Source organism: Bacillus stratosphericus (assembly GCF_020524495.1).
In the GTDB taxonomy this organism is placed as follows: domain Bacteria; phylum Bacillota; class Bacilli; order Bacillales; family Bacillaceae; genus Bacillus; species Bacillus stratosphericus_B.
In genome coordinates this window covers 1-20,719 of record NZ_JAIVLB010000009.1, presented here as the reverse complement: position 1 = coordinate 20,719, position 20,719 = coordinate 1, and the positions used below count along the sequence as shown (strand labels likewise).

Sequence of the window (20,719 nt, the reverse complement as noted above, 5' to 3'; positions counted from 1 at the left end):
TCATGAGAAAACCAATTATAGCTGGGAACTGGAAAATGAATAAAACCCTTGGCGAAGCAGTAAGCTTCGTTCAAGAAGTAAAGTCATCTATTCCATCTCCTGACAAAGTGGAATCTATTGTCTGTGTGCCAGCACTTTTCCTTGAAAAGCTAAACAGCCTTTCAAACGAAACAGACCTTAAAATTGGGGCGCAAAATATGCACTTTGAAGAAAACGGTGCATTCACTGGCGAAATCAGCCCTACTGCTCTAAAAGATCTAGGTATCGGCTACTCAGTGATTGGACATTCAGAGCGCCGCGAATTCTTCGCTGAAACAGATGAAACAGTGAACAAAAAAGCACATGCAGCATTCAAGCATGGTATTGTACCAATGATCTGTGTAGGTGAAACGCTTGAAGAGCGTGAAGCCGGCAAAACAAATGAACTTGTCGCTGATCAAGTGAAGCAAGCACTAGCTGGTTTAACAAAGCAGCAAGTGGCTGAATCTGTCATTGCGTATGAGCCAATCTGGGCCATCGGTACAGGGAAATCTTCTACAGCCAAAGATGCAAACGATGTTTGTGCACACATTCGCCAGACCGTTGCAAACGAATTTGGTCAAGAAGCGGCAGATAGCCTTCGCATTCAATATGGCGGAAGCGTGAAGCCGGTAAATATTAAAGAATATATGGCAGAATCCGATATTGACGGTGCTTTGGTTGGTGGCGCAAGCCTAGAGCCTCAGTCTTTCGTTCAATTATTGGAGGAAGGTCAATATGAGTAAGAAACCAGCTGCATTAATCATCTTAGACGGGTTCGGTTTAAGAAGCGAAACAGTCGGTAACGCTGTTGCACAAGCAAAGAAACCGAACTATGACCGCTACTGGAACGAATTCCCGCATCAAACCTTAACGGCTTCAGGTGAGGCAGTAGGTCTCCCGGAAGGTCAAATGGGGAACTCTGAAGTGGGGCATTTGAACATCGGTGCAGGACGCATTGTATATCAAAGTTTAACAAGAGTGAATGTTGCCATTCGTGATGGGGAATTTGAGAAAAACGAAACGTTCCTAGATGCAATGACTTATGCAAAAGAGAATGACAAAGCCCTTCATTTATTTGGTCTATTGTCTAATGGTGGTGTACACAGTCACATCCAGCATCTTTTTGCCCTGCTGAAACTAGCGAAAAAAGAAGGCTTAACAAAGGTATACATTCATGGCTTTTTGGACGGACGTGATGTAGGTCAGAAGACAGCCAAAGTGTACTTAAAACAGCTTGAGGAACAAATCAAAGAAATTGGTGTTGGTGAAGTCGCAACACTTTCTGGACGCTATTACTCAATGGACCGTGACAAACGCTGGGATCGTGTGGAAAAAGCATATCGCGCAATGGCGTATGGTGAAGGCCCAAGTTATCAAAACATCTATGATGTTGTTGATGACTCATATGAAAATGGAATCTACGATGAATTCGTGATTCCATCTGTCATTACAAGAGAAAATGGTGAACCTGTTGGGAAAGTAAGCGACGGCGACTCTGTGATTTTCTATAACTTCCGACCAGACCGTGCGATCCAAATTTCTAACACATTCACAAATGAAGATTTCCGCTCGTTTGACCGCGGAGAAGCGCATCCGAAGCATTTACATTTCGTCTGCTTAACACACTTCAGTGAAACGGTTGATGGCTATGTAGCCTTCAAACCCGTGAATTTGGATAACACAGTAGGAGAAGTCATTTCTAAAAATGGAATGAAACAACTGCGTATTGCGGAAACAGAGAAATATCCTCATGTGACTTTCTTTATGAGTGGTGGACGTGAAGAAGAATTCCCTGGTGAAGACCGCATCCTGATCAATTCACCAAAGGTTGCAACCTATGACCTAAAGCCGGAAATGAGTGCTTACGAGGTAAAGGATGCACTTGTTGAAGACATCAATGCAGACAAGCATGATGCGATCATTCTGAACTTTGCTAACCCGGATATGGTTGGTCATTCAGGGATGCTCGACCCAACAATTAAAGCAATTGAAGCAGTGGATGAGTGCTTAGGAGCTGTCGTCGACGCAATTCTAGCAAAAGGCGGACACGCCATCATCACGGCAGACCACGGTAACGCAGACGTGCTGATTACCGAAGAAGGAAAGCCGCATACTGCGCATACAACAAACCCTGTTCCAGTGATCGTGACGAAAAAAGGTGTGACGCTTAGAGAAGGCGGCATTTTAGCCGACCTATCTCCAACGCTTTTAGACTTACTTGGTCTTGAAAAACCAAAAGAGATGACAGGAACATCATTGATTCATAAATAACAAATTGATTTCAAAAGGAGAGAAATAACAATGCCATACATTGTTGACGTATATGCACGCGAAGTATTAGACTCTCGCGGTAACCCAACAGTTGAAGTAGAGGTGTACACGGAGTCTGGCGGCTTTGGCCGTGCATTAGTTCCAAGTGGTGCTTCTACTGGTGAATATGAAGCAGTAGAACTACGTGACGGGGACAAAGACCGTTACCTTGGAAAAGGTGTTCTAACAGCAGTAAACAACGTAAACGAAATCATTGCACCAGAGCTTTTAGGATTTGATGTAACAGAACAAGTAGCGATTGACAAGCTGTTAATCGAACTTGATGGAACAGAAAACAAAGGGAAATTAGGCGCAAACGCAATCCTTGGCGTATCTAGCGCTGTAGCACGTGCAGCTGCTGATTTTTTACAAATTCCACTTTACCAATATCTTGGTGGATTCAACTCCAAAACGCTTCCAGTTCCAATGATGAACATTGTCAATGGCGGAGAGCATGCGGATAACAACGTAGATATTCAAGAATTCATGATTATGCCTGTAGGTGCACCAAACTTCCGTGAAGCACTTCGCATGGGCGCACAAATCTTCCATAGCCTGAAATCTGTATTAAGCGCAAAAGGCTTAAACACAGCTGTAGGTGACGAAGGTGGATTCGCTCCAAACCTTGGTTCTAACGAAGAAGCGCTTCAAACAATCGTAGAAGCTATTGAAAAAGCTGGCTTCAAACCAGGTGAAGAAGTGAAACTTGCAATGGATGCTGCATCTTCTGAGTTCTATAACAAAGAAGACGGTAAATATCATTTATCAGGCGAAGGTGTTGTGAAAACATCTGCTGAAATGGTTGACTGGTATGAAGATATGGTATCGAAATACCCAATCATCTCTATCGAAGACGGCCTTGATGAAAACGACTGGGAAGGTCACAAACTATTAACTGAGCGTATTGGCAGCAAGGTTCAGTTAGTAGGAGACGACTTGTTCGTAACAAATACGAAGAAGCTTTCTGAAGGTATCAAAAATGGTGTCGGTAACTCCATCCTGATCAAAGTAAACCAAATCGGTACATTAACTGAAACATTTGATGCAATCGAAATGGCGAAACGTGCAGGATACACAGCTGTCATCTCTCACCGTTCTGGTGAAACTGAAGACAGCACAATCGCAGACATCGCAGTTGCAACAAATGCTGGACAAATCAAAACAGGTGCTCCGTCTCGTACGGACCGTGTGGCGAAATACAACCAATTACTTCGCATCGAAGATCAATTGGCTGAAACAGCACAATATCACGGTATTGCAACATTCTACAACTTGAATAAGTAATGTTAAACAAGGCGCTGCGTGCCGTTCTTTTATGAGAGCGTGCAACAGCGTTTTTTTGTTTTTGGAATCCGCAAAGCTGAATGTTTAGTCAGCTTTGTTTCATTGTGAAAAAAGGATCTTGATGTCAGTTGAAAATATAAATCGACCAAAATTTATGTGAAATAAATAACTAAATACATAATAAAAATACGATTCTAATTAAACTGTATGTTTTATATACGATAATGGTATTATTTTACTGATGATATAGGTCAATCATGTTGAATCAAGTCCCACTTTGTTTGGCATGCCGTTTTATATCATGAAAATTGATGAGGATCAATTCAGCTCAGAGGCGACCCTTTTTGGATGCGTGGTATGCTTTTTAGCGGGCGGTGTACTCTACTTCTTGATTCAATATGTGATTCATGTGGTAAAAAAGCGCAGAACATAAAAAAGCAGACTGAATGAAGTCAGTCTGCTTGAAGAACGTACGAAAGTCGGACCATATCCATACATTGAATGCCATTTTCATAGATCGGTTCATCATAATGCTTAAGGAAGAAATCATGATCGATGGATGTAAGGCGGAAGCCACACTTTTGATAAAGGGCTAGCTGATGAATACTAGAGTTTCCCGTGCCGATTTCGATTGTGTGAGCACCGGCTGTTTTAGCTTCAGTAATGGCGTGGCGGACTAGCTGTTTCCCAATTCCTTTTCCTTGCCATGACTCCTTGACGGCGACATTCATAATTTCTACGGTGTGCTGGGATCGAGATGAAAGAACATAGACACCAATCAGTTCTTGTTCATGAAAAGCGACATAACAAGAGCCAGATTGTATATAGGCAAGGACCTTTTCTTTTGAAGGGTCAGCTAATAGTAAAAGATCCATAGGAACAGATTGATCACGAGACAATGGCCGAATCTGTATCAATTCACTTCATCCTCTTTATTCTTTAATATACCCTTGTTTAACGCCCCAATCATATTGATCCTGTACCCACTGGGAGGGAGGGTGATGAGTGACATTCGGGTCTTTTTTGACAGGTGGTTTCCTAGTAGCTTGTGCTGTCTGCTTATTTGCTTGAGCAGTTGTTTTCGCTGCTGCCAGCTCTTTTTGAAGCTGGTCAATTTTTAACTCAAGAGCTTTACGCTGTTTGACCTCTTTTTGATAAGCCTTCTTTTCTTTCTCCAGCTTTTTTGTGACGGTGAACAGTTTCTTTTTTTGATCATCGTTTTCATGTTTCATATCCGTTTTATCTGATTTTAACTGCGCTAGCTGCTGATCGGTCGTTTTGGTTTGTTGCTGATGTTTTTCCTCTGCTTCGTTGATGGTCTGCTGCTGCCAGACAATCCAGCCAACTGCGCCTAAAATCGCAACAGACAGAAGGATAATGGTGATGGTTTTCTTCATGTGATTCCCCTTTCTCTTAATCTCTATTAACATCGGTTAAAGACAAACAGGTTTTAACAGAACATGGGAATAATTACGTCATATTGGCAGACACTATGAAAAAAGGAGGGTGTCTGTTGATTTCCTTTATGATTCATGTCGTTGTGTCATTATTTGCTGTGTCAAACCCAATTGGAAACGTGCCTCTTTTTATCACCTTAACAGAAGGCTATTCAGAGAAAGAGCGCACCCAGACGGCCAAAAAAGCCATTATCGTATCTTTTATCATTTTGATTGCTTTTCTACTGGCAGGTAGGCTCATTTTCAAGTTATTTGGAATTGATATTCATGCACTCCGCATTGCCGGAGGTATTTTTATTTTTGGTATCGCTTACAATTTGCTGAATGCAAAAGAATCCCATGTTCAAAACCCTCATTCGGACGAAAAGGCAGAAAGCAAAGAGAAAGCAGATGTCTCTGTTACACCGCTAGCGATCCCCATTATTGCCGGCCCCGGTACGATTGCCACAGTGATGAGTTTAACCCCAGGAAGTCAGGTGGCGCTTCATATGTTTGCGATTCTGATTGGCATTATGATCGTTCTTGCCATGACCTATTATGCCTTTCAATATTCAAGTTTCATCATGCGAAAAATGGGGAAAACAGAGATGAATGTCGTCACTCGTTTGATGGGTTTGATTCTTGCTGTAGTAGCAGTAGAGATGATTGGCGCAGGAATAAAAGGGATGTTCCCAATGTTGATGTCATAAGTGTATATAAAAAAGCCGTTTTTTCTACAAAATGTAAAATAAAACAGCTTTTTTAAGGTTTTGGCACATGCTTAAACACTTCTTCACTTTCAAAAAACTCAATTAAGCGGCTAATCCAATCATAGTAATCTAGACTTTCCTTAATTTCTGAAAGAAGAAGATTGATTTTATCCTCTGTCTCTTTTGGTAAGTCGTCCTGTTCAAGTAGCTCCAACAATTCCTTGCACGTTTTCTTATGTGCCTTGCGATTTTTGCTGACAACACGTGACCAATTGGCTGCAAACAACGAAATAAACGTTTGGTAATGATCTTGTTCAACGTCATACAGATCTCTACGTATTCCTTTTTCATAAACCTTTTCAGCAATATTCAAATCAAGCATTTCTCGAACGACTTGACTCATTCTTGTTTTGCTCATGCCGGTCTCCTCTGATAGCTCTCCTAGCGTCATCGGTTTACGGTTCATGTGAATGATACCAAGCACTCTACCCACTGTAGCAGAAAGACCAAAGGCATTCATGTTCTCGGCAGCTTTTTCAATATAATGATCCTGTGCTTTTTGAATGGCACCTAACGCTAACTTGTCCACTCTTGGCTTCATCCCTTCACGACTGACAATTTGTATCACAATATATCATATACCTGTTTGTTGATGAAAACAATAAATATTGAGTATTTGCTAGTAATTTGGAGGAAAAAGGAGGGATTACTACATATTAGACCGTTAACTGAAAATTTTAAATGAATCTTATGTAATACAAACACACCGTAAACTTTTTATTTTATAAAGTTTGCACTATAATAAATAAGGTGAAAATTTTCTGAAAATATATATCCCACTAATTGGAGGTGTCTCATTTGCTGAAACTAGACAATGTATCTAAGACGTATAAAGGCGGAAGAAAAGCTGTCAAAAATATTGATTTAGAAATAGCAAAAGGAGAATTTATTTGTTTTATTGGACCGAGTGGCTGTGGTAAGACGACAACTATGAAGATGATCAACCGGCTCATTGAACCTTCTTCAGGAAACATTTTAATCGAGGGAGAAAACATTATGAAAAAAGATCCAGTCCAATTAAGAAGAGAGATTGGTTATGTCATTCAACAAATTGGACTTTTCCCCCATATGACCATTGCGCAAAACATTTCACTTGTTCCGAAGCTATTAAAATGGCCGGAAGAAAAACGAAAAGAACGGGCGCAAGAACTGCTCAAGCTAGTGGACATGGGGCCGGAATATTTAGAGCGTTACCCGCATGAGCTCAGTGGCGGACAGCAGCAGCGAATCGGCGTTCTTCGCGCACTAGCAGCAGAACCCCCTCTCATCCTTATGGATGAACCATTTGGTGCACTGGATCCAATTACACGAGATTCATTGCAAGAAGAATTTAAGAAACTACAAAAAACGTTAAATAAAACAATCGTATTTGTCACACATGACATGGATGAAGCGATCAAACTCGCTGATCGAATAGTGATCTTAAAGGATGGAGAGATTGTCCAAGTAGGCACGCCAGATGATATTTTGCGTAACCCTGTCAATGAGTTCGTAGAAGAGTTCATCGGGAAAGAACGTCTGCTTCAATCAAATCCGAACATGGAACGTGTAGAGCAAATGATGAATACGTCACCAGTAACGATTACAGTTGAAAAAACGCTGACGGATGCCATTTATATCATGAGAGAAAAGCGGGTTGATTCCTTGCTTGTGGTGGATGAAGATCAATTGCTAAAAGGCTATATCGATATTGAAACGATCGATGCGAACCGCAGAAAAGCAGCCTTCGTTGGCGATATTTTAAATACAGAGTTTTATACAGTACAAGAAGGCGCGCTGCTAAGAGACACCGTCCGAAGAATTTTAATACGCGGCATTAAATATGTACCGGTTGTGGACGCACAAGGGCATTTAAAAGGCATTGTGACACGTGCAAGTCTTGTTGATGTTGTGTATGATTCCATTTGGGGAGAAGATACACCGGCTGTCACTGAAATGAACTAAGGGAGGTGTACATATGGATCAAATCATCAATTTTCTAGAGAAAAATGGTGGGGAACTCCTCACAAAAATGTGGGAGCATTTATATATTTCTTTAATTGCTGTCGTGTTAGGCATTATCGTCGCCGTTCCTCTAGGTGTTATTCTCACACGAATGAAAAAAGGCGCAGGTTTTATCATCGGTGTTGTCAATGTCTTTCAAACACTCCCTAGTTTAGCGATTCTTGCATTTTTTATTCCTATTTTGGGGGTTGGGAAAATACCTGCAATCGTTGCTCTATTTTTCTATTCGGTTTTGCCTATTTTGAGAAATACGTATGCCGGTGTTCAAGGTGTGAACAAAAACTTGCTTGAATCTGGTAAAGGGATCGGCATGACGACATTTGAACAAATTCGTCTTGTTGAACTCCCGCTTGCCGTTCCGGTCATTATGGCAGGTGTCAGAACGTCAACGATTTATTTGATTGGCTGGACAACACTTGCCGCTTTTATCGGTGGAGGCGGTCTTGGTGACTATATTCTAATTGGACTTCAACTATATCAGACGGAATACATTATTGCTGGTGCCATTCCAGTCACGATTTTAGCGGTAATCATCGATTTTACATTGATGAAGCTTGAGAAAAAAGTTACACCAGAAGGCTTAAAAGGATTGAAGGAAGTTTCATAAGGAGTTGGCTCATGTGAAGAATCGAAAAACAAATTGGATCAGTGCACTGCTTGCCGGATGCTTGCTATTGATAAGTGGCTGTTCACTTCCTGGACTAGCCGGCTCCTCAGGCAATACGCTGCGAATTGGAGCACAAAACTTTACCGAATCAGAAATTATGGCCTATATGGTTGGGGATATGATTGAGCATTACACAGATAAAAAGACGACCATTGTGAAAAACCTAGGATCTAACACCGTACAGCAGAAAGCGATGGAAAACGGTGATGTTGACATTTCTGCGACAAGATATTCAGGCACGGATTTGACAAGTACGCTTGGAATGGATGCGGAAAAGGACCCAAAGCTTGCGATGGAAATTGTCCAGAAAGAATTCAAAAAGCGCTACGGATACAATTGGTTTGATTCCTATGGCTTTGATAATACCTATGCCTTTGCCGTGACGCAAAAGATGGCGAAGGAAAACAATTTAGAAACTGTCTCTGATTTGAAAAAGAATGCGAAAAATTATCGCTTCGGTGTTGATAATATTTGGCTCAAAAAGAAAGGTGACGGGTATGAGGGGTTTGTGAAAACATACGGCATCCAATTTGGAAGCACATTTCCGATGCAAATTGGTTTAGTTTATGATGCATTGAAAAATGAAAAAATGGATATTGTGCTCGCTTATTCAACAGATGGACGGATCAAAGCCTATAATCTCAAAATTTTAAAAGATGATAAACGATTCTTCCCGCCGTATGATGCATCACCAGTTGTCCCGGAGAAGGTGTTAAAAGAAAATCCAGGGCTGGATAAGGTGATTAACAGGCTGATTGGGAAAATCGATACGGAACAAATGCAAGAGCTCAATTATCAAGTTGATGGGGAACTTAAAGAACCAGCGACCGTTGCGAAGAATTTCTTGAAAAAACACAATTACTTTGAATAAGATTGGGAGGTGTCAAATCTGATGGACACATTGCAGCAATTATGGGCGTATTATCAGCAGAACGGTTCATATGTGTTAGAAGAATTTTATCGGCATTTTCTCATGTCAGCGTATGGGGTGTTGTTTGCGGCGATTGTTGGAATTCCGGTAGGCATCTTCGTGGCACATTATCGCAAGCTGAGCAATTGGGTGTTCGCCATTACAAATGTCATTCAAACCATACCAGCGTTAGCGATGCTTTCTGTGTTGATGCTTGTTTTAGGACTTGGCGCAAATACAGTGATCCTATCACTCTTTCTGTATTCGCTTCTGCCCATCGTCCGAAATACATACACAGGAATTGTTACCATTGAGCACGCCTACTTAGAATCTGGTAAGGCAATGGGCATGACGAAATGGCAAGTGCTGAGAATGGTTGAATTACCGCTTGCTTTATCTGTCATTATGGCTGGTTTAAGAACCGCACTAGTCATCGCAATCGGCATTACAGCGATTGGGACATTTGTTGGTGCTGGAGGACTTGGTGATATCATCATCAGAGGATCAAACGCCACAAACGGAACAGCCATTATTTTAGCAGGTGCTATTCCAACTGCGCTCATGGCCATTATTGCCGATCTTGTCATGGGCTGGCTTGAACGCTATTTAAGCCCGACCAACAAGAAAAAAGAAAGAAAAGCCTTACCTGAAAAAAACATCACCTCTGCTTAAGCATTTCGAGGCATAAAGAAAAGACAAAACCTCCCTTACATATGTGATAGGGAGGTTGTTTTATGATCATCACGCGGCTCACATCAAAAGAATACTCAATGCGTACTGGTGTTTATGCAAAAACCTCCGTTTTACAATACCTGATGCTCCTAGCTCTTTTAATCTCTGCTTTTTCAAACCGGGGCACATGTCAGATTAATTCATCTTTCTTCACTGCAATCTGACACCATAATACCGAAATTCAGTTATAAATAAGCGTAAAAAGCTTGTCAATGATCAAAATATTTTATGATGACGAACGGATGTTTAACATAAATAACAGATAGCGGTTTAGGCCCTCAATTTCTTCTTTTGAAAGGGTAGACCATATGTCTCCATCAAATATTTCGAGATCTCCAAGTTCATATTGCTCTGCTGCTTCCCTTATTTTGGACAAAGCCATTTCCGCTTCCTTGATCAGAGGGACAGGGGATGCTTCCTCAATATAGCCTGCAGCCAGCATCATTTCCTCATAGGGTATTTTTAATGCACCTGCTAGTTTCTTAATCGTTGGAGGTTTCGGAATGCCGCGTTTCCCGTTTTCAATCCGAGAAATACCGGCAGCGCTAACCTCTGAATACATGGCTAATTGGTTCACAGATAGTTTCTTTTCCTCACGTAATGCTCTTAAATATGCACCGAAGTTCATCAACTCAAAACCTCACATGGTTAAAGATTAGGTATTTCTATTTTACTCGATTTGTTGACTATTGGCAATAAGTATACCATGAAAATATTGACATTAGTTAATGGTGGATGTACATTAAGTTTATGCCCCGCTATTTGTTCGCTTTTTTTTGGTTGGTGAGCGTGAAAAAGTATTGATTTAGCTGTCTGATGTCTTGTGTGGTGAGTGTTTCCCATTGGTCTCCATCAAAAATGGGGAGATGTTCTACATCCTTTTGGAGCGCCGTTTGATAGATTTTCAAAATGGACTCATATTTAGGTTTCATTTCATGAACTTTTTCCTGTTCAATATAACCGGCAAGCAGCATTAAATCCTCATAAGGCACCTTCAAAGCGTGTGCTAATTTTTTTATGGTTAAAGGCTTTGGCACACCACGCTTTCCATTTTCAATACGGGAAATACCAGCAGCGCTTACACCAGAATACATGGCGAGTTGATTGACAGACATCTTTCTATTTTCTCTTAAAATGCGTAATTGTTCACCAAAGGGATTCATGTCATCGAACCTCACATTACAGTATATGACTTATTTTAGTATGATCATTGACCAAAGGAAATAGCAAGGGTATAAAAGTGTTGACATAAGTAAATGGAGCTGTTTGATGAGAGAGTCTTACATTCTGTACATATTGATCCTATAGGAGGTTGTAAAGATGGTTGAAAAGATTCAGATCAGGCGTTCTTTTGTGATGCAGTATATGATCGAAAACGATATGTCTTTAAATCAGCTCGCAGATGAAATTGGCATCTCTCCTGCCACACTCAGCAGGGTATTAAATGGTCACCGGAAACCAGGACAGCTTGTCATTGGCAAAATGATTCATTACTTTGAAAAAAAATTTGAAGATCTATTTTACTATGAAAGTATTGACAAAAGTCAATAAATAAAATCATAGTATCTTAACTAAAGGAGGCAACATCATTGAAAAGGACTGGGATGGTCAGACACATTGATTCTCTTGGCAGAATTGTTCTGCCTTCAGAAATGCGAAAGGTACTCAATATCAAAGTAGAGCAGCTTTTAGAAATTTTCATCGAAGGTCAAACCATTATGCTGAAAAAATATGATGCAGATAAGAGCTGCCAGTTAACTGGCCAAATAACGAAATACAACAAAAGCTACGGAAATGGCAAAGTGGTGCTGAGTCCTGAAGGGGCTGAACGACTGTTAGTAGAATTAAAACAGCTATTAAAAGAAGAAGCAACTCGTTAAAATCTTTTTTTAAAAGAAAAATGCCATATAAAACATGTTGTATGAAAACCTTTGGAAAGAAATTGAATCAAAATGATAAATAAAGTCGACGATATATAGTAAATCTTTATTTTGATGTTTCGTGACATGCACCTTATTTTCATGTAAAATAAAGTTATGTGTACCAGTTTGTCTGGAGGTGTTTTCATGCACGTATTTGCTATCACATTACTCGTAATTGTCAGTATCGCACTTATCATTGTTGTATTATTACAATCAAGTAAAAGTGACGGACTGTCAGGTGCTATTTCAGGTGGAGCCGAGCAGCTCTTCGGTAAGCAAAAAGCGAGAGGTCTTGACTTGATTCTTCACCGATTAACTGTCATTTTGTCAGTGCTTTTCTTCATTTTAACACTTGCATTGGCATATTTAGGCGTGTAAGGCGCGAGTAACAGAAGGTCTGATCTTTTTTCAGACCTTTTTTTATTATCAGCACTCTTTTTTCTGTGTTTCATACATACAAGTGGAAAATATAAACCATATCAGAAGGAAAGGAAGTCACATCATGAAAGTTGTTACACCAAAACCATTTACGTTTAAAGGTGGAGAAAAGGCGGTGCTTCTTCTTCACGGTTTTACTGGAAATACAGCAGATGTTCGAATGCTTGGCCGTTATTTGAATGAAAGAGGTTATACATGCCACGCACCCCAATACAAAGGACACGGCGTGCCACCAGAGGAGCTTGTCTATACAGGCCCGGTAGATTGGTGGAAAGATGTAGAAGAAGGCTATCAATTTTTAAAAGATGAGGGCTATGAGGAAATTGCTGTGTGCGGACTATCCCTCGGAGGAGTTTTTTCATTGAAATTAGGTTACACTGTACCTGTAAAGGGAATTGTACCTATGTGTGCACCTATGTACATAAAAAGTGAAGAAGTCATGTACCAGGGTGTACTAGATTATGCCCGTAACTATAAAAAATTCGAGGGTAAGTCAGAGGACCAGATTGAACAAGAAATGGAAGAATTTAAGAAACCACCAATGGGTATGCTCAAGGCTCTGCAAGAACTGATTGCAGATGTCAGAAGTAATGTTGACATGATTTATTCACCTACTTTTGTTGTTCAGGCACGTCATGATCATATGATTAATACAGACAGTGCCAATATTATTTATAACGAAGTAGAATCAGATGAAAAACACTTGAAATGGTATGAAGAATCGGGCCATGTCATCACGCTTGATAAAGAGCGAGAAAAGGTTCATCAGGATGTATATGCATTCTTGGAATCACTCGATTGGTCAATTTAAATATATAGGAGGTTAGAGTGTGCAAAAAGAAGAATTTATGGATGAATTACTCGCTTTCATGAAAGAAGAAGCATATAAACCGTTAACGGTCCAAGAGCTAGAAGTCATGATGGAAATTACCAATGCGGATGATTATAAAGAGCTCATTAAAGCCCTTGTGACACTAGAAGATCAGGGACTCATTGTACGTACACGCAGTGATCGCTACGGTGTACCTGAAAAAATGAATTTGGTAAAAGGAAAGCTGTCCGCTCATACGAAAGGATTTGCTTTTGTGACACCTGAAGAGTTTGGACAGGATGATATTTTCATTCCTCCAACAGAGCTTGGAACAGCGATGAATGGCGATACGGTCATGGTTCGTGTCAGCCATAAATCCAATGGCACCAAAAAAGAAGGAACAGTCATTCGAATTCTGGAGCGAAATATTCAAACGGTTGTCGGTACCTATACAGAAACGAAAAGCTTTGGTTTTGTCATTCCTGATGATAAAAAGATCACAAACGATATCTTTATTCCGAAATCCGCTAAAAACGGAGCGGTAGAAGGTCATAAGGTTGTTGTTACGCTGACAAGCTATCCAGAAGGAAGAATGAGTGCAGAGGGCGAAGTGACTAAAATTTTAGGTCATAAAAATGACCCTGGCATCGATATTTTGTCGATCATTCATAAACACGGCCTACCGGGTGAGTTCCCACAAGAAGCGTTCCAGCAGGCAGCAGACACACCTGAAACAATCGATGAAAAAGATTTGAAAGGCAGACGTGATCTGCGCAACGAAACGATTGTGACAATTGACGGTGCAGACGCAAAGGATCTGGATGATGCCGTCACTGTGCAAAAGCTGGATGATGGTAAATACAAGCTAGGGGTGCATATTGCGGACGTCTCTCATTATGTCACAGAGAATTCTCCCATTGATCAGGAAGCCTATGAGCGCGGGACGAGTGTGTATCTTGTAGACCGAGTGATTCCGATGATTCCTCATCGCCTATCAAACGGCATTTGTTCATTAAATCCGAAGGTCGATCGTCTCACACTGTCTTGTGAAATGGTTATTGATCGAAACGGGAAGGTCGTCAAACACGAGATTTTCCAAAGTGTGATCAAAACGACGGAGAGAATGACGTATTCAGATGTGAATAAGATTTTAGTGGATCAAGACGAAGAGCTACTAGACAAATACGAGCTACTTGTACCGATGTTCCAAGAGATGGAGAAGCTTGCAGAAATTCTTCGTGACAAGCGGATGGAGCGCGGAGCTGTAGACTTTGATTTCAAGGAAGCAAAAGTACTTGTAGATGATGAAGGAGCAGCGAAAGACGTGGTGATTCGTGAGCGTTCCGTCGCAGAGAAATTAATTGAAGAATTCATGCTGGTTGCAAACGAAACGGTGGCAGAGCATTTCCATTGGATGAATGTTCCATTCATTTACCGCATTCACGAAGAACCTAATCCTGAGAAACTTCAGCGCTTTTTAGAGTTCGTCACGACATTTGGTTACATTGTGAAAGGTACGTCGACGAATATTCACCCGCGTGCACTTCAAAGTGTACTCGATGCCGTCCGAAATCAACCAGAAGAAGTGGTGATTCAAACCGTGATGCTTCGCTCGATGAAACAGGCGAAGTATGATCCGGAAAGCATCGGCCATTTTGGATTATCTACGGAATTTTATACGCACTTCACATCGCCGATCCGCCGTTATCCTGATTTAATCGTGCATAGGCTGATCAGAACCTATTTAATTCAGAAAAAGACAGACAAAGAGACCCTTGAAAAATGGGGGCAGCTGTTGCCAGAAATCGCAGACCATGCGTCTACGATGGAGCGCCGATCAGTCGATGCAGAGCGTGAAACAGATGACCTGAAAAAGGCTGAGTTTATGCTTGATAAAATTGGTGAAGAGTTTGATGGCATGATTAGTTCCGTGACGAACTTCGGACTATTCGTTGAATTACCGAATACAATAGAAGGTCTTGTCCATGTCAGCTACATGACAGACGACTACTATCGCTTTGATGAACAGCACTTTGCCATGATCGGTGAACGCACAGGAAATGTCTACCGTATTGGTGATGAAATCACTGTCAAAGTGGTTGATGTCAATAAAGATGAGCACTCCATTGATTTTGAAATCGTCGGGATGAAAGGCACTCGCCGCAAATTGCCAAAAGATTTCAAGTTCAAAAAACGGACAGATCCACCTGCAAAAAGAGGGCACGGAGGTCAAAAGCCGTCCGGGGATAAAGTCAAAGATGATAAAGGCGGCGACTGGTTCACTAGCCGTAAAAAGAAGAAAAAGAAAAAACGCGTATTTGATAACACACCGAATCAAAAGCGGAAAAAGAAAAAGTAACGGGCCAAAAAAGCAAATAGGGCATCATGCTCTATTTGCTTTTTTGGCCACATGGCGTCAGCATTGTCGAAAGCTGGATTGTTTGATAAAATAATCCGTACGATTTGGACCGTGATTGTGTCAAAAGGAGGGTGTACGCCAATGCCAAAGGGAGAGGGAAAGGTTATTTCCCAAAACAAAAAAGCGAACCATGACTATTTTATAGAAGAAACGTACGAAGCCGGCCTTGTTTTACAAGGAACTGAAATTAAATCGATTCGTGCAGGAAAAGTGAATTTAAAAGATTCCTTTGCCAAAATTGAACGAGGAGAAGTATTTCTTCACAACATGCACGTAAGCCCATACGAGCAGGGGAACCGCTATAATCATGATCCGCTGAGAACGAGAAAGCTACTGCTTCATCGCAAGCAAATTAGCAAATTGATTGGTGTGACGAAGGAAGAGGGCTACTCACTCGTTCCCATTAAATTATATTTGAAAAATGGCTTTGCCAAAGTGCTGATCGGAGTCGGTAAAGGGAAAAAGAAATACGATAAACGTGAAGATTTGAAGAAAAAAGATGCAAAACGTGAAATCGAACGTGCCTTCCGTGATCGGCAGAAGCAATTCTAGCCCGGGGCGGATGGCTTGCTAAGAGCATCAACACTATGCTAAAATACGATGTGCAGTAAACTATCATCGCATTTTTACAGAAACCACCAGTTGTTTCGGGCAATAAGGCTGTTATAATAGTTATATACGGAAGCAGTTAAGCTGAACGTTTCCATCCCGTATATCCCTTTTACAAGGGGACGTTACGGATTCGACAGGGATGGTTCGAGCTTAGGCTGCGAGCCGAGAGGCGATCTCGTTAACACGCACTTAAATGTAACTGGCAAAACTAAAAGTTTTAACCAAAACTTAGCACTAGCTGCCTAATAAGCGCAGCGAGCTCTTCCTGACATCGCCTATGTGTTTGTGAGGAGCCCAATGAAGTAGGCTACGCTTACGTCTTCGTCTGAGGACGTAAGAAGAGATCCATCAGACTAGCTCTCCAAGCGCCCGTCAGCAGGCATGCGGATGAGTGAACACGTAAATATGTTGACTACGCTCGTAGACGCTTAAGTAATCGATGTCTCTGGACGTGGGTTCGACTCCCACCGTCTCCATCAAAACTTTTAGAATGCAGTCATATCAAGGGTTTGAAAGCCCTTGATATGGGTCTGGCAACGTTTTGGCAACATTTTAGAAAATCTCTTCTTCCATGAAAGCCACAACTTCCTTTTGTTTGGAAGGGTACAGATGGCTATAAGTGTTTAAAGTTTCTGCAACATCTGAGTGCCCTAAACGATTGGCTAGTACCAAAGGGTTGCAATTCTTATTTATTAAATATGAGGCATGAGAATGTCTGAATTCATGAATAACAATCTTTCTGACATTCGATTCTTTTAAATATTTTGCATAACGTCTGTCGATAGTGCTGGTAGCTATACTATCGTAAAACGTTCCAAAAACTCTATAATCATTTTTAACTGGCGCTATTTTTTCAGCGTCTTTTTTTATGCCCTTTAATAGATCCATCACTTGATTTGGCATCAAAATAATTCTTATAGATGCGGCTGTTTTTGGAGGGGTAATTTCTCTATTATACTCAGTTTTATTAATGTCTATATAATTTTCTTCAAAATTGACATCAGCCCATGTTAAGGCAAGTAACTCTCCTTTTCTTGCTCCACTAAAATAAAGCGTGGAAAAGAATGCTTTATACAATGGATCGTCGACCACACTTATAAATGTTTTAAACTCTTCAAACTCCCAGTAATTCAACCTTTTATTAACAGACACTTCAAAATTACCAACTACTTTCGCCGGGTTATTCTCAGTACCATGATACTTCGCTGAAAAGTTGAATACTGCCGATAAGGTAGAGTGGATTTTTTTAAGAAAATCAGGAGCATATTTATTAATGATTTTATTTTGATAAAGCATTACATGCCTTGGTGAAATTTTCTTGATTTCCATTTGTCCAAATTCATGTATTAGGTGGTTGAAGATGATGTTTTTAATCACCTGAATTGATGACTTTTTTCGTCGAGCTTGATACCAGTCAAAATAAGATTGAGCAGCTTCTTGAAAAGTAATCTGGGCTATTTTTTCATCATTGTAGCCGAGAAGTAACTCTGCCTCGGCTTCTTGAGCATCTTTCTTCTTTTTAAATCCTCTGCGCTTTACTTGTTTTTTTGTCCCATCACTTAAAGTGATTCTTGTTGCAAAGTAATATGTATTGGTTTTCTTATCCTTGTATACAGGCATCATTTCACCTCTAACAAATTTCCATTTACTCTTAGATTAGATATAAAGATAACACTATTATTGTCTTTTTAAAAGTTTTGTTTTTTGAAAATAAGACTATATTAGCAAGAAAAAAGTGTAAAATATGGTATAATAGAGAATTGGAGGAATTAATTACATCAGAAAAATCAAAAAATTCTAACTTTCATCGTCACAATTCGACATAATTTTTCTCAGTAGAATGGTAAATTGTTATTGAAAAGGTGATATTTATGACAGTCAAGGAAAAAAAGGATATTGGGAGAATATTAAAGGAAAGATTAGATATATCAGAAAATACTCAGATAGAGATTGCAAAAAGTATTGGTATAACTAAAGGTTATATGAGTAAATTTCTCTCTGGGAAAGAGATAGCCTTTTGGATGGTGATTCAAGCCGTTCAATACATATCTCCTGATAAAGAAAAAGAATTGATGAAAGATTACTGTAAAAGTGGAATAGATAAAAAATATATTTTTTGCGCTTTGGAGTATTGTTATAACCAAAAAATGTTTGGTGTTATGAGATACTTGATTGTAGAATATTCAGCGGTTGCACCTGAACCTTGTTTACTGTATAAATGGATTTTGAATTATAGAGGAAATTTTGACATGCAGAATATTAGTAAGTTGCGCATGAATAATTTCAAAACAAAAGAAGCAAAATCATTATTGCTAATCCTTGAAACTTATGGTTACTATAATTTAGGGAAGTTCGATATGGCTCATTTTTATATTAACAAAGCAGATTCTTGCATGAATAACATGAAAGACCCTTTTCTTCGGAAGAGTTTCAGTGCCAGAATAGATGAGGTATTAGCAAATGTTTACCTTAAGCAAGAAAATAATGTTGGGCTTGCAAGACTAGCGGCGACTTCACTTCTTGAAAACAAAGTTAGTGAAAGTCATGAAATAACTGCTAACCATCTGCTTGCACTATCTTATTTCTTAACATCTTATGAAAAATCATTAACGTATTATAATAGATTTTTAAATCTCATGGAGAAGCATCCAGAAAGAGTAGATGAGATTGTACAAAATAAAGAGGAAATTGCGATTTTACAATATTATTGGAAAACTGATATTGATTCGAGATATAATGTTTCTGAATTTACCAGAAATCTAAAGGAACATAATAAATTATCTGATTATTATAGTGATGAACGCCTTAAACCATATGCATACTTATTCGATGGAGTAAAAGAAGCGAGAGCAGATAAAATTCTGTTATCACTTCATTATTTCTCTGAAAAAAGAGAGTATTTCAGAGCTAATATTCCTAAACTAGAGTTGCAAAAATTGGAACTTGACTATAAACTCTAATAGTCAGGGGGTGAACAAATGAAATACTTAACAAAAACATTGATTTTAGCAAGCATAATTCTGCTTGTTTCAGGGTACCAAACAACTGTATCAACTACAGAACCTGTTTATCAAACTAAAGATGTAAAAGTAGGAATGTAAAAAGACGTTACCAGAAATGGTACCGTCTTTCGTGTTTTTACGGGGAGTTTCCTGTTTTCCGGATTTGCGAAAACAGGAAACCTTTAAAAACTCAGTCGTTCAAACTACATATAGAGACATTTTATTGAGGAGGGCTATTATGAAAATTGATATTGATTATGAAGAATTCATGGGCATAATTAAAGGCAATAAAGATCAAACGGATTCTTAATCTTTATTGCCTATGTTTTGTGAATCTCTATAACTTTCTAAAACAGTTATCATCACTTTTAACTCATCATCAGAAACAGGTTTTCCTTTGTGAGTAATATTGTATTTTTCTTTTAAATTTTCAATTGAAAGATCTTTCTCAAAGGTTAGAATTTTTTCACCAGTAGACATTTCCTCAATCTTATCATCCTCTAAGAAAAAATAAGATTTATGAACGTCAAAGTAATCAGCCAGTTTCTCTATCATATCCATAGAGGGTTTCTTTAAGCCTCTTTCAAGTCTAGATAAATAGCTATGAGTAACATTAATTGCCACTGCAACTTCTCTAAGTGTTTTTTTCTTTTGTTTCCTCAATGAACGAATTGACTCACCCATTTTGTTTTTCACGGTAAAACACCCACCTTATCTAGCTAAATTATATCACAGAATGTTCCTGTCATGAAAATTCTTTTTGTATAACTATTGTGTTAAAAATAAACGTGTGTTACACTTTTGGTACATCACAGACACCGAAGAGGGTGAATAAGGAATGTCCGTTTTCAATGAATTTGGAAAACTAGTCAGAAGAATTCGTATTAAAAGAAAGCTTTCTCAGACTGAATTAGGTGAAATGACCGGGTTTTCTGCATCATTCATCAGTAGAATAGAAAATGGAAATGCGAAGCCGAGTATTGATGCAGTTGAAAAAATTTCAAAAATATTAAATATAGAAGTGAAATTTTTTTTGACAAAATAGGTGTCTGTGAGGAAACAAAATGTTAGGAGGGAATTATATGCACTTAAATCTATTTGTTGCCCGTAAGGAAAAAAGGATGTCTCAAAGAGAAATAGCTGAATTGATTGGAACACACCCACAAACTTATCACCTAAAAGAAACTGGGAAAAGAGATTTTCTGCTTGATGAAGCTTTAACTATTGCAAGTTTTTTTGATCAAAAGGTAGAGGAGTTATTTAATACGGTGGAGGTTAGATCATGAATAAAAAAAAGTGAACCAAAAGTTCAAAGTAAAAAAGAGAAAAAAAGCAATCTGTTTGTCGGAGAAGTTTTCTTTTGAACAGAAGACAGACGAGG

Annotated in this window: 25 protein-coding genes and 1 other RNA gene; 19 read left to right on the top strand and 7 right to left on the bottom strand. The window is 39.4% G+C overall.

All coding sequences use genetic code 11. The annotated features are described in order from the left end of the window. The first annotated feature begins 2 nt into the window (after positions 1–2). Genes tpiA through eno form a run of 3 tightly spaced genes read left to right on the top strand, consistent with a single transcriptional unit; the run spans position 3 to position 3,615 of the window. Positions 3–764, top strand: coding sequence for a triose-phosphate isomerase (tpiA, locus tag LC033_RS05165; RefSeq protein WP_226567189.1), 762 nt, complete (start codon positions 3–5; stop codon positions 762–764). Next, on the top strand, positions 757–2,292 hold the full coding sequence (gpmI, locus tag LC033_RS05160; RefSeq protein ID WP_226567188.1) for a 2,3-bisphosphoglycerate-independent phosphoglycerate mutase: 1,536 nt from the start codon (positions 757–759) through the stop codon (positions 2,290–2,292). The genes tpiA and gpmI overlap by 8 nt, the downstream gene beginning before the upstream one ends. 30 nt (positions 2,293–2,322) lie before the next feature. Then, complete coding sequence (eno, locus tag LC033_RS05155; RefSeq protein WP_226567187.1) at positions 2,323–3,615, top strand: phosphopyruvate hydratase; 1,293 nt, start codon at positions 2,323–2,325, stop codon at positions 3,613–3,615. Positions 3,616–4,067: 452 nt separating this feature from the next. Here eno and LC033_RS05150 read toward each other — a convergent pair whose 3' ends face one another. Next, positions 4,068–4,532, bottom strand: coding sequence for a GNAT family N-acetyltransferase (locus LC033_RS05150; protein WP_226567186.1), 465 nt, complete (start codon positions 4,530–4,532; stop codon positions 4,068–4,070). A gap of 15 nt (positions 4,533–4,547) precedes the next feature. Next, the gene (locus tag LC033_RS05145; RefSeq protein ID WP_226567185.1) at positions 4,548–5,012 is read right to left on the bottom strand and encodes a hypothetical protein; all 465 of its coding nucleotides are present in this window, start codon (positions 5,010–5,012) and stop codon (positions 4,548–4,550) included. A gap of 116 nt (positions 5,013–5,128) precedes the next feature. Between LC033_RS05145 and LC033_RS05140 the strand changes: the two genes are divergently transcribed. Continuing rightward, positions 5,129–5,761: a MarC family protein gene (locus LC033_RS05140; protein WP_226567184.1), complete on the top strand. Its 633-nt coding sequence runs from the start codon at positions 5,129–5,131 to the stop codon at positions 5,759–5,761. Between the two features lie 52 nt (positions 5,762–5,813). Here the strand turns inward: LC033_RS05140 and LC033_RS05135 are convergent, their stop codons facing one another. Then, entirely contained in the window at positions 5,814–6,350 is a 537-nt protein-coding gene (locus LC033_RS05135; protein WP_226567183.1) for a GbsR/MarR family transcriptional regulator, read from the bottom strand. A gap of 269 nt (positions 6,351–6,619) precedes the next feature. Between LC033_RS05135 and LC033_RS05130 the strand changes: the two genes are divergently transcribed. The 4 genes from LC033_RS05130 to LC033_RS05115 are packed head-to-tail and all read left to right on the top strand — an operon-like array spanning position 6,620 to position 10,074. Beyond that, entirely contained in the window at positions 6,620–7,765 is a 1,146-nt protein-coding gene (locus LC033_RS05130; RefSeq protein ID WP_226567182.1) for a betaine/proline/choline family ABC transporter ATP-binding protein, read from the top strand. Between the two features lie 13 nt (positions 7,766–7,778). Further along, positions 7,779–8,432, top strand: a complete 654-nt coding sequence (locus tag LC033_RS05125) for an ABC transporter permease (protein ID WP_226567181.1) — start codon at positions 7,779–7,781, stop codon at positions 8,430–8,432. Between the two features lie 13 nt (positions 8,433–8,445). Continuing rightward, positions 8,446–9,363: an osmoprotectant ABC transporter substrate-binding protein gene (locus tag LC033_RS05120; RefSeq protein ID WP_226567180.1), complete on the top strand. Its 918-nt coding sequence runs from the start codon at positions 8,446–8,448 to the stop codon at positions 9,361–9,363. A gap of 21 nt (positions 9,364–9,384) precedes the next feature. Beyond that, entirely contained in the window at positions 9,385–10,074 is a 690-nt protein-coding gene (locus LC033_RS05115) for an ABC transporter permease (protein WP_226567179.1), read from the top strand. A gap of 286 nt (positions 10,075–10,360) precedes the next feature. Here LC033_RS05115 and LC033_RS05110 read toward each other — a convergent pair whose 3' ends face one another. Both LC033_RS05110 and LC033_RS05105 read right to left on the bottom strand, forming a co-directional pair. Then, on the bottom strand, positions 10,361–10,762 hold the full coding sequence (locus tag LC033_RS05110; protein WP_281430308.1) for a helix-turn-helix domain-containing protein: 402 nt from the start codon (positions 10,760–10,762) through the stop codon (positions 10,361–10,363). 130 nt (positions 10,763–10,892) lie between these two features. Beyond that, the gene (locus tag LC033_RS05105; protein ID WP_226567177.1) at positions 10,893–11,297 is read right to left on the bottom strand and encodes a helix-turn-helix domain-containing protein; all 405 of its coding nucleotides are present in this window, start codon (positions 11,295–11,297) and stop codon (positions 10,893–10,895) included. Between the two features lie 157 nt (positions 11,298–11,454). On the opposite strand from LC033_RS05105, the gene LC033_RS05100 reads away from it, so the two are divergent. From LC033_RS05100 to ssrA, 7 genes are all read left to right on the top strand, one after another. After that, entirely contained in the window at positions 11,455–11,685 is a 231-nt protein-coding gene (locus LC033_RS05100; protein ID WP_226567176.1) for a helix-turn-helix domain-containing protein, read from the top strand. 38 nt (positions 11,686–11,723) lie between these two features. Then, positions 11,724–12,014: an AbrB/MazE/SpoVT family DNA-binding domain-containing protein gene (locus LC033_RS05095; RefSeq protein WP_226567175.1), complete on the top strand. Its 291-nt coding sequence runs from the start codon at positions 11,724–11,726 to the stop codon at positions 12,012–12,014. Between the two features lie 186 nt (positions 12,015–12,200). Next, positions 12,201–12,434, top strand: a complete 234-nt coding sequence (secG, locus tag LC033_RS05090) for a preprotein translocase subunit SecG (protein ID WP_226567174.1) — start codon at positions 12,201–12,203, stop codon at positions 12,432–12,434. 124 nt (positions 12,435–12,558) lie between these two features. After that, positions 12,559–13,305, top strand: coding sequence for an alpha/beta hydrolase (locus tag LC033_RS05085; RefSeq protein ID WP_226567173.1), 747 nt, complete (start codon positions 12,559–12,561; stop codon positions 13,303–13,305). A 19-nt stretch (positions 13,306–13,324) separates the two neighbouring features. After that, on the top strand, positions 13,325–15,664 hold the full coding sequence (rnr, locus tag LC033_RS05080) for a ribonuclease R (protein WP_226567172.1): 2,340 nt from the start codon (positions 13,325–13,327) through the stop codon (positions 15,662–15,664). Positions 15,665–15,805: 141 nt separating this feature from the next. Next, the gene (smpB, locus tag LC033_RS05075) at positions 15,806–16,276 is read left to right on the top strand and encodes an SsrA-binding protein SmpB (RefSeq protein ID WP_226567171.1); all 471 of its coding nucleotides are present in this window, start codon (positions 15,806–15,808) and stop codon (positions 16,274–16,276) included. 175 nt (positions 16,277–16,451) lie between these two features. Then, positions 16,452–16,815, top strand: a transfer-messenger RNA (tmRNA) gene (ssrA, locus tag LC033_RS05070). A gap of 73 nt (positions 16,816–16,888) precedes the next feature. On the opposite strand, the gene LC033_RS05065 is transcribed toward ssrA, so the two are convergent. Further along, on the bottom strand, positions 16,889–17,956 hold the full coding sequence (locus LC033_RS05065) for a tyrosine-type recombinase/integrase (protein ID WP_226567170.1): 1,068 nt from the start codon (positions 17,954–17,956) through the stop codon (positions 16,889–16,891). Between the two features lie 251 nt (positions 17,957–18,207). On the opposite strand from LC033_RS05065, the gene LC033_RS05060 reads away from it, so the two are divergent. Together LC033_RS05060 and LC033_RS16795 are read left to right on the top strand one after the other, a co-directional pair. After that, complete coding sequence (locus LC033_RS05060) at positions 18,208–19,296, top strand: AimR family lysis-lysogeny pheromone receptor (protein WP_226567169.1); 1,089 nt, start codon at positions 18,208–18,210, stop codon at positions 19,294–19,296. Between the two features lie 18 nt (positions 19,297–19,314). Continuing rightward, positions 19,315–19,437 carry a hypothetical protein gene (locus LC033_RS16795; RefSeq protein ID WP_264188646.1) on the top strand — a complete coding sequence of 41 codons (123 nt, stop codon included), beginning with the start codon at positions 19,315–19,317 and terminating at the stop codon, positions 19,435–19,437. 207 nt (positions 19,438–19,644) lie between these two features. On the opposite strand, the gene LC033_RS05055 is transcribed toward LC033_RS16795, so the two are convergent. Then, positions 19,645–20,034 (bottom strand): helix-turn-helix domain-containing protein, encoded by a 390-nt coding sequence (locus tag LC033_RS05055; protein ID WP_226567168.1) that lies wholly within the window; start codon positions 20,032–20,034, stop codon positions 19,645–19,647. A 142-nt stretch (positions 20,035–20,176) separates the two neighbouring features. On the opposite strand from LC033_RS05055, the gene LC033_RS05050 reads away from it, so the two are divergent. Further along, a complete protein-coding gene (locus LC033_RS05050; RefSeq protein WP_226567167.1) occupies positions 20,177–20,383 on the top strand; it encodes a helix-turn-helix domain-containing protein in 207 nt (68 codons plus the stop codon). A gap of 37 nt (positions 20,384–20,420) precedes the next feature. After that, positions 20,421–20,624, top strand: a complete 204-nt coding sequence (locus LC033_RS05045; protein WP_226567166.1) for a helix-turn-helix transcriptional regulator — start codon at positions 20,421–20,423, stop codon at positions 20,622–20,624. Positions 20,625–20,719: the final 95 nt, after the last annotated feature.

What these genes read in the sequence shown, in the direction of transcription:
- LC033_RS05065 (WP_226567170.1), bottom strand. Translation starts at nt 17,956, where the DNA reads ATGCCTGTATACAAGGATAAGAAAACCAATACATATTACTTTGCAACA.
- gpmI (WP_226567188.1), top strand. Translation starts at nt 757, where the DNA reads ATGAGTAAGAAACCAGCTGCATTAATCATCTTAGACGGGTTCGGTTTA.
- LC033_RS05085 (WP_226567173.1), top strand. Translation starts at nt 12,559, where the DNA reads ATGAAAGTTGTTACACCAAAACCATTTACGTTTAAAGGTGGAGAAAAG.
- tpiA (WP_226567189.1), top strand. Translation starts at nt 3, where the DNA reads ATGAGAAAACCAATTATAGCTGGGAACTGGAAAATGAATAAAACCCTT.
- LC033_RS16795 (WP_264188646.1), top strand. Translation starts at nt 19,315, where the DNA reads ATGAAATACTTAACAAAAACATTGATTTTAGCAAGCATAATTCTGCTT.
- secG (WP_226567174.1), top strand. Translation starts at nt 12,201, where the DNA reads ATGCACGTATTTGCTATCACATTACTCGTAATTGTCAGTATCGCACTT.
- smpB (WP_226567171.1), top strand. Translation starts at nt 15,806, where the DNA reads ATGCCAAAGGGAGAGGGAAAGGTTATTTCCCAAAACAAAAAAGCGAAC.
- LC033_RS05115 (WP_226567179.1), top strand. Translation starts at nt 9,385, where the DNA reads ATGGACACATTGCAGCAATTATGGGCGTATTATCAGCAGAACGGTTCA.
- LC033_RS05050 (WP_226567167.1), top strand. Translation starts at nt 20,177, where the DNA reads ATGTCCGTTTTCAATGAATTTGGAAAACTAGTCAGAAGAATTCGTATT.
- LC033_RS05110 (WP_281430308.1), bottom strand. Translation starts at nt 10,762, where the DNA reads ATGAACTTCGGTGCATATTTAAGAGCATTACGTGAGGAAAAGAAACTA.
- LC033_RS05105 (WP_226567177.1), bottom strand. Translation starts at nt 11,297, where the DNA reads ATGAATCCCTTTGGTGAACAATTACGCATTTTAAGAGAAAATAGAAAG.
- LC033_RS05100 (WP_226567176.1), top strand. Translation starts at nt 11,455, where the DNA reads ATGGTTGAAAAGATTCAGATCAGGCGTTCTTTTGTGATGCAGTATATG.
- LC033_RS05125 (WP_226567181.1), top strand. Translation starts at nt 7,779, where the DNA reads ATGGATCAAATCATCAATTTTCTAGAGAAAAATGGTGGGGAACTCCTC.
- eno (WP_226567187.1), top strand. Translation starts at nt 2,323, where the DNA reads ATGCCATACATTGTTGACGTATATGCACGCGAAGTATTAGACTCTCGC.
- LC033_RS05145 (WP_226567185.1), bottom strand. Translation starts at nt 5,012, where the DNA reads ATGAAGAAAACCATCACCATTATCCTTCTGTCTGTTGCGATTTTAGGC.
- LC033_RS05045 (WP_226567166.1), top strand. Translation starts at nt 20,421, where the DNA reads ATGCACTTAAATCTATTTGTTGCCCGTAAGGAAAAAAGGATGTCTCAA.
- LC033_RS05060 (WP_226567169.1), top strand. Translation starts at nt 18,208, where the DNA reads ATGACAGTCAAGGAAAAAAAGGATATTGGGAGAATATTAAAGGAAAGA.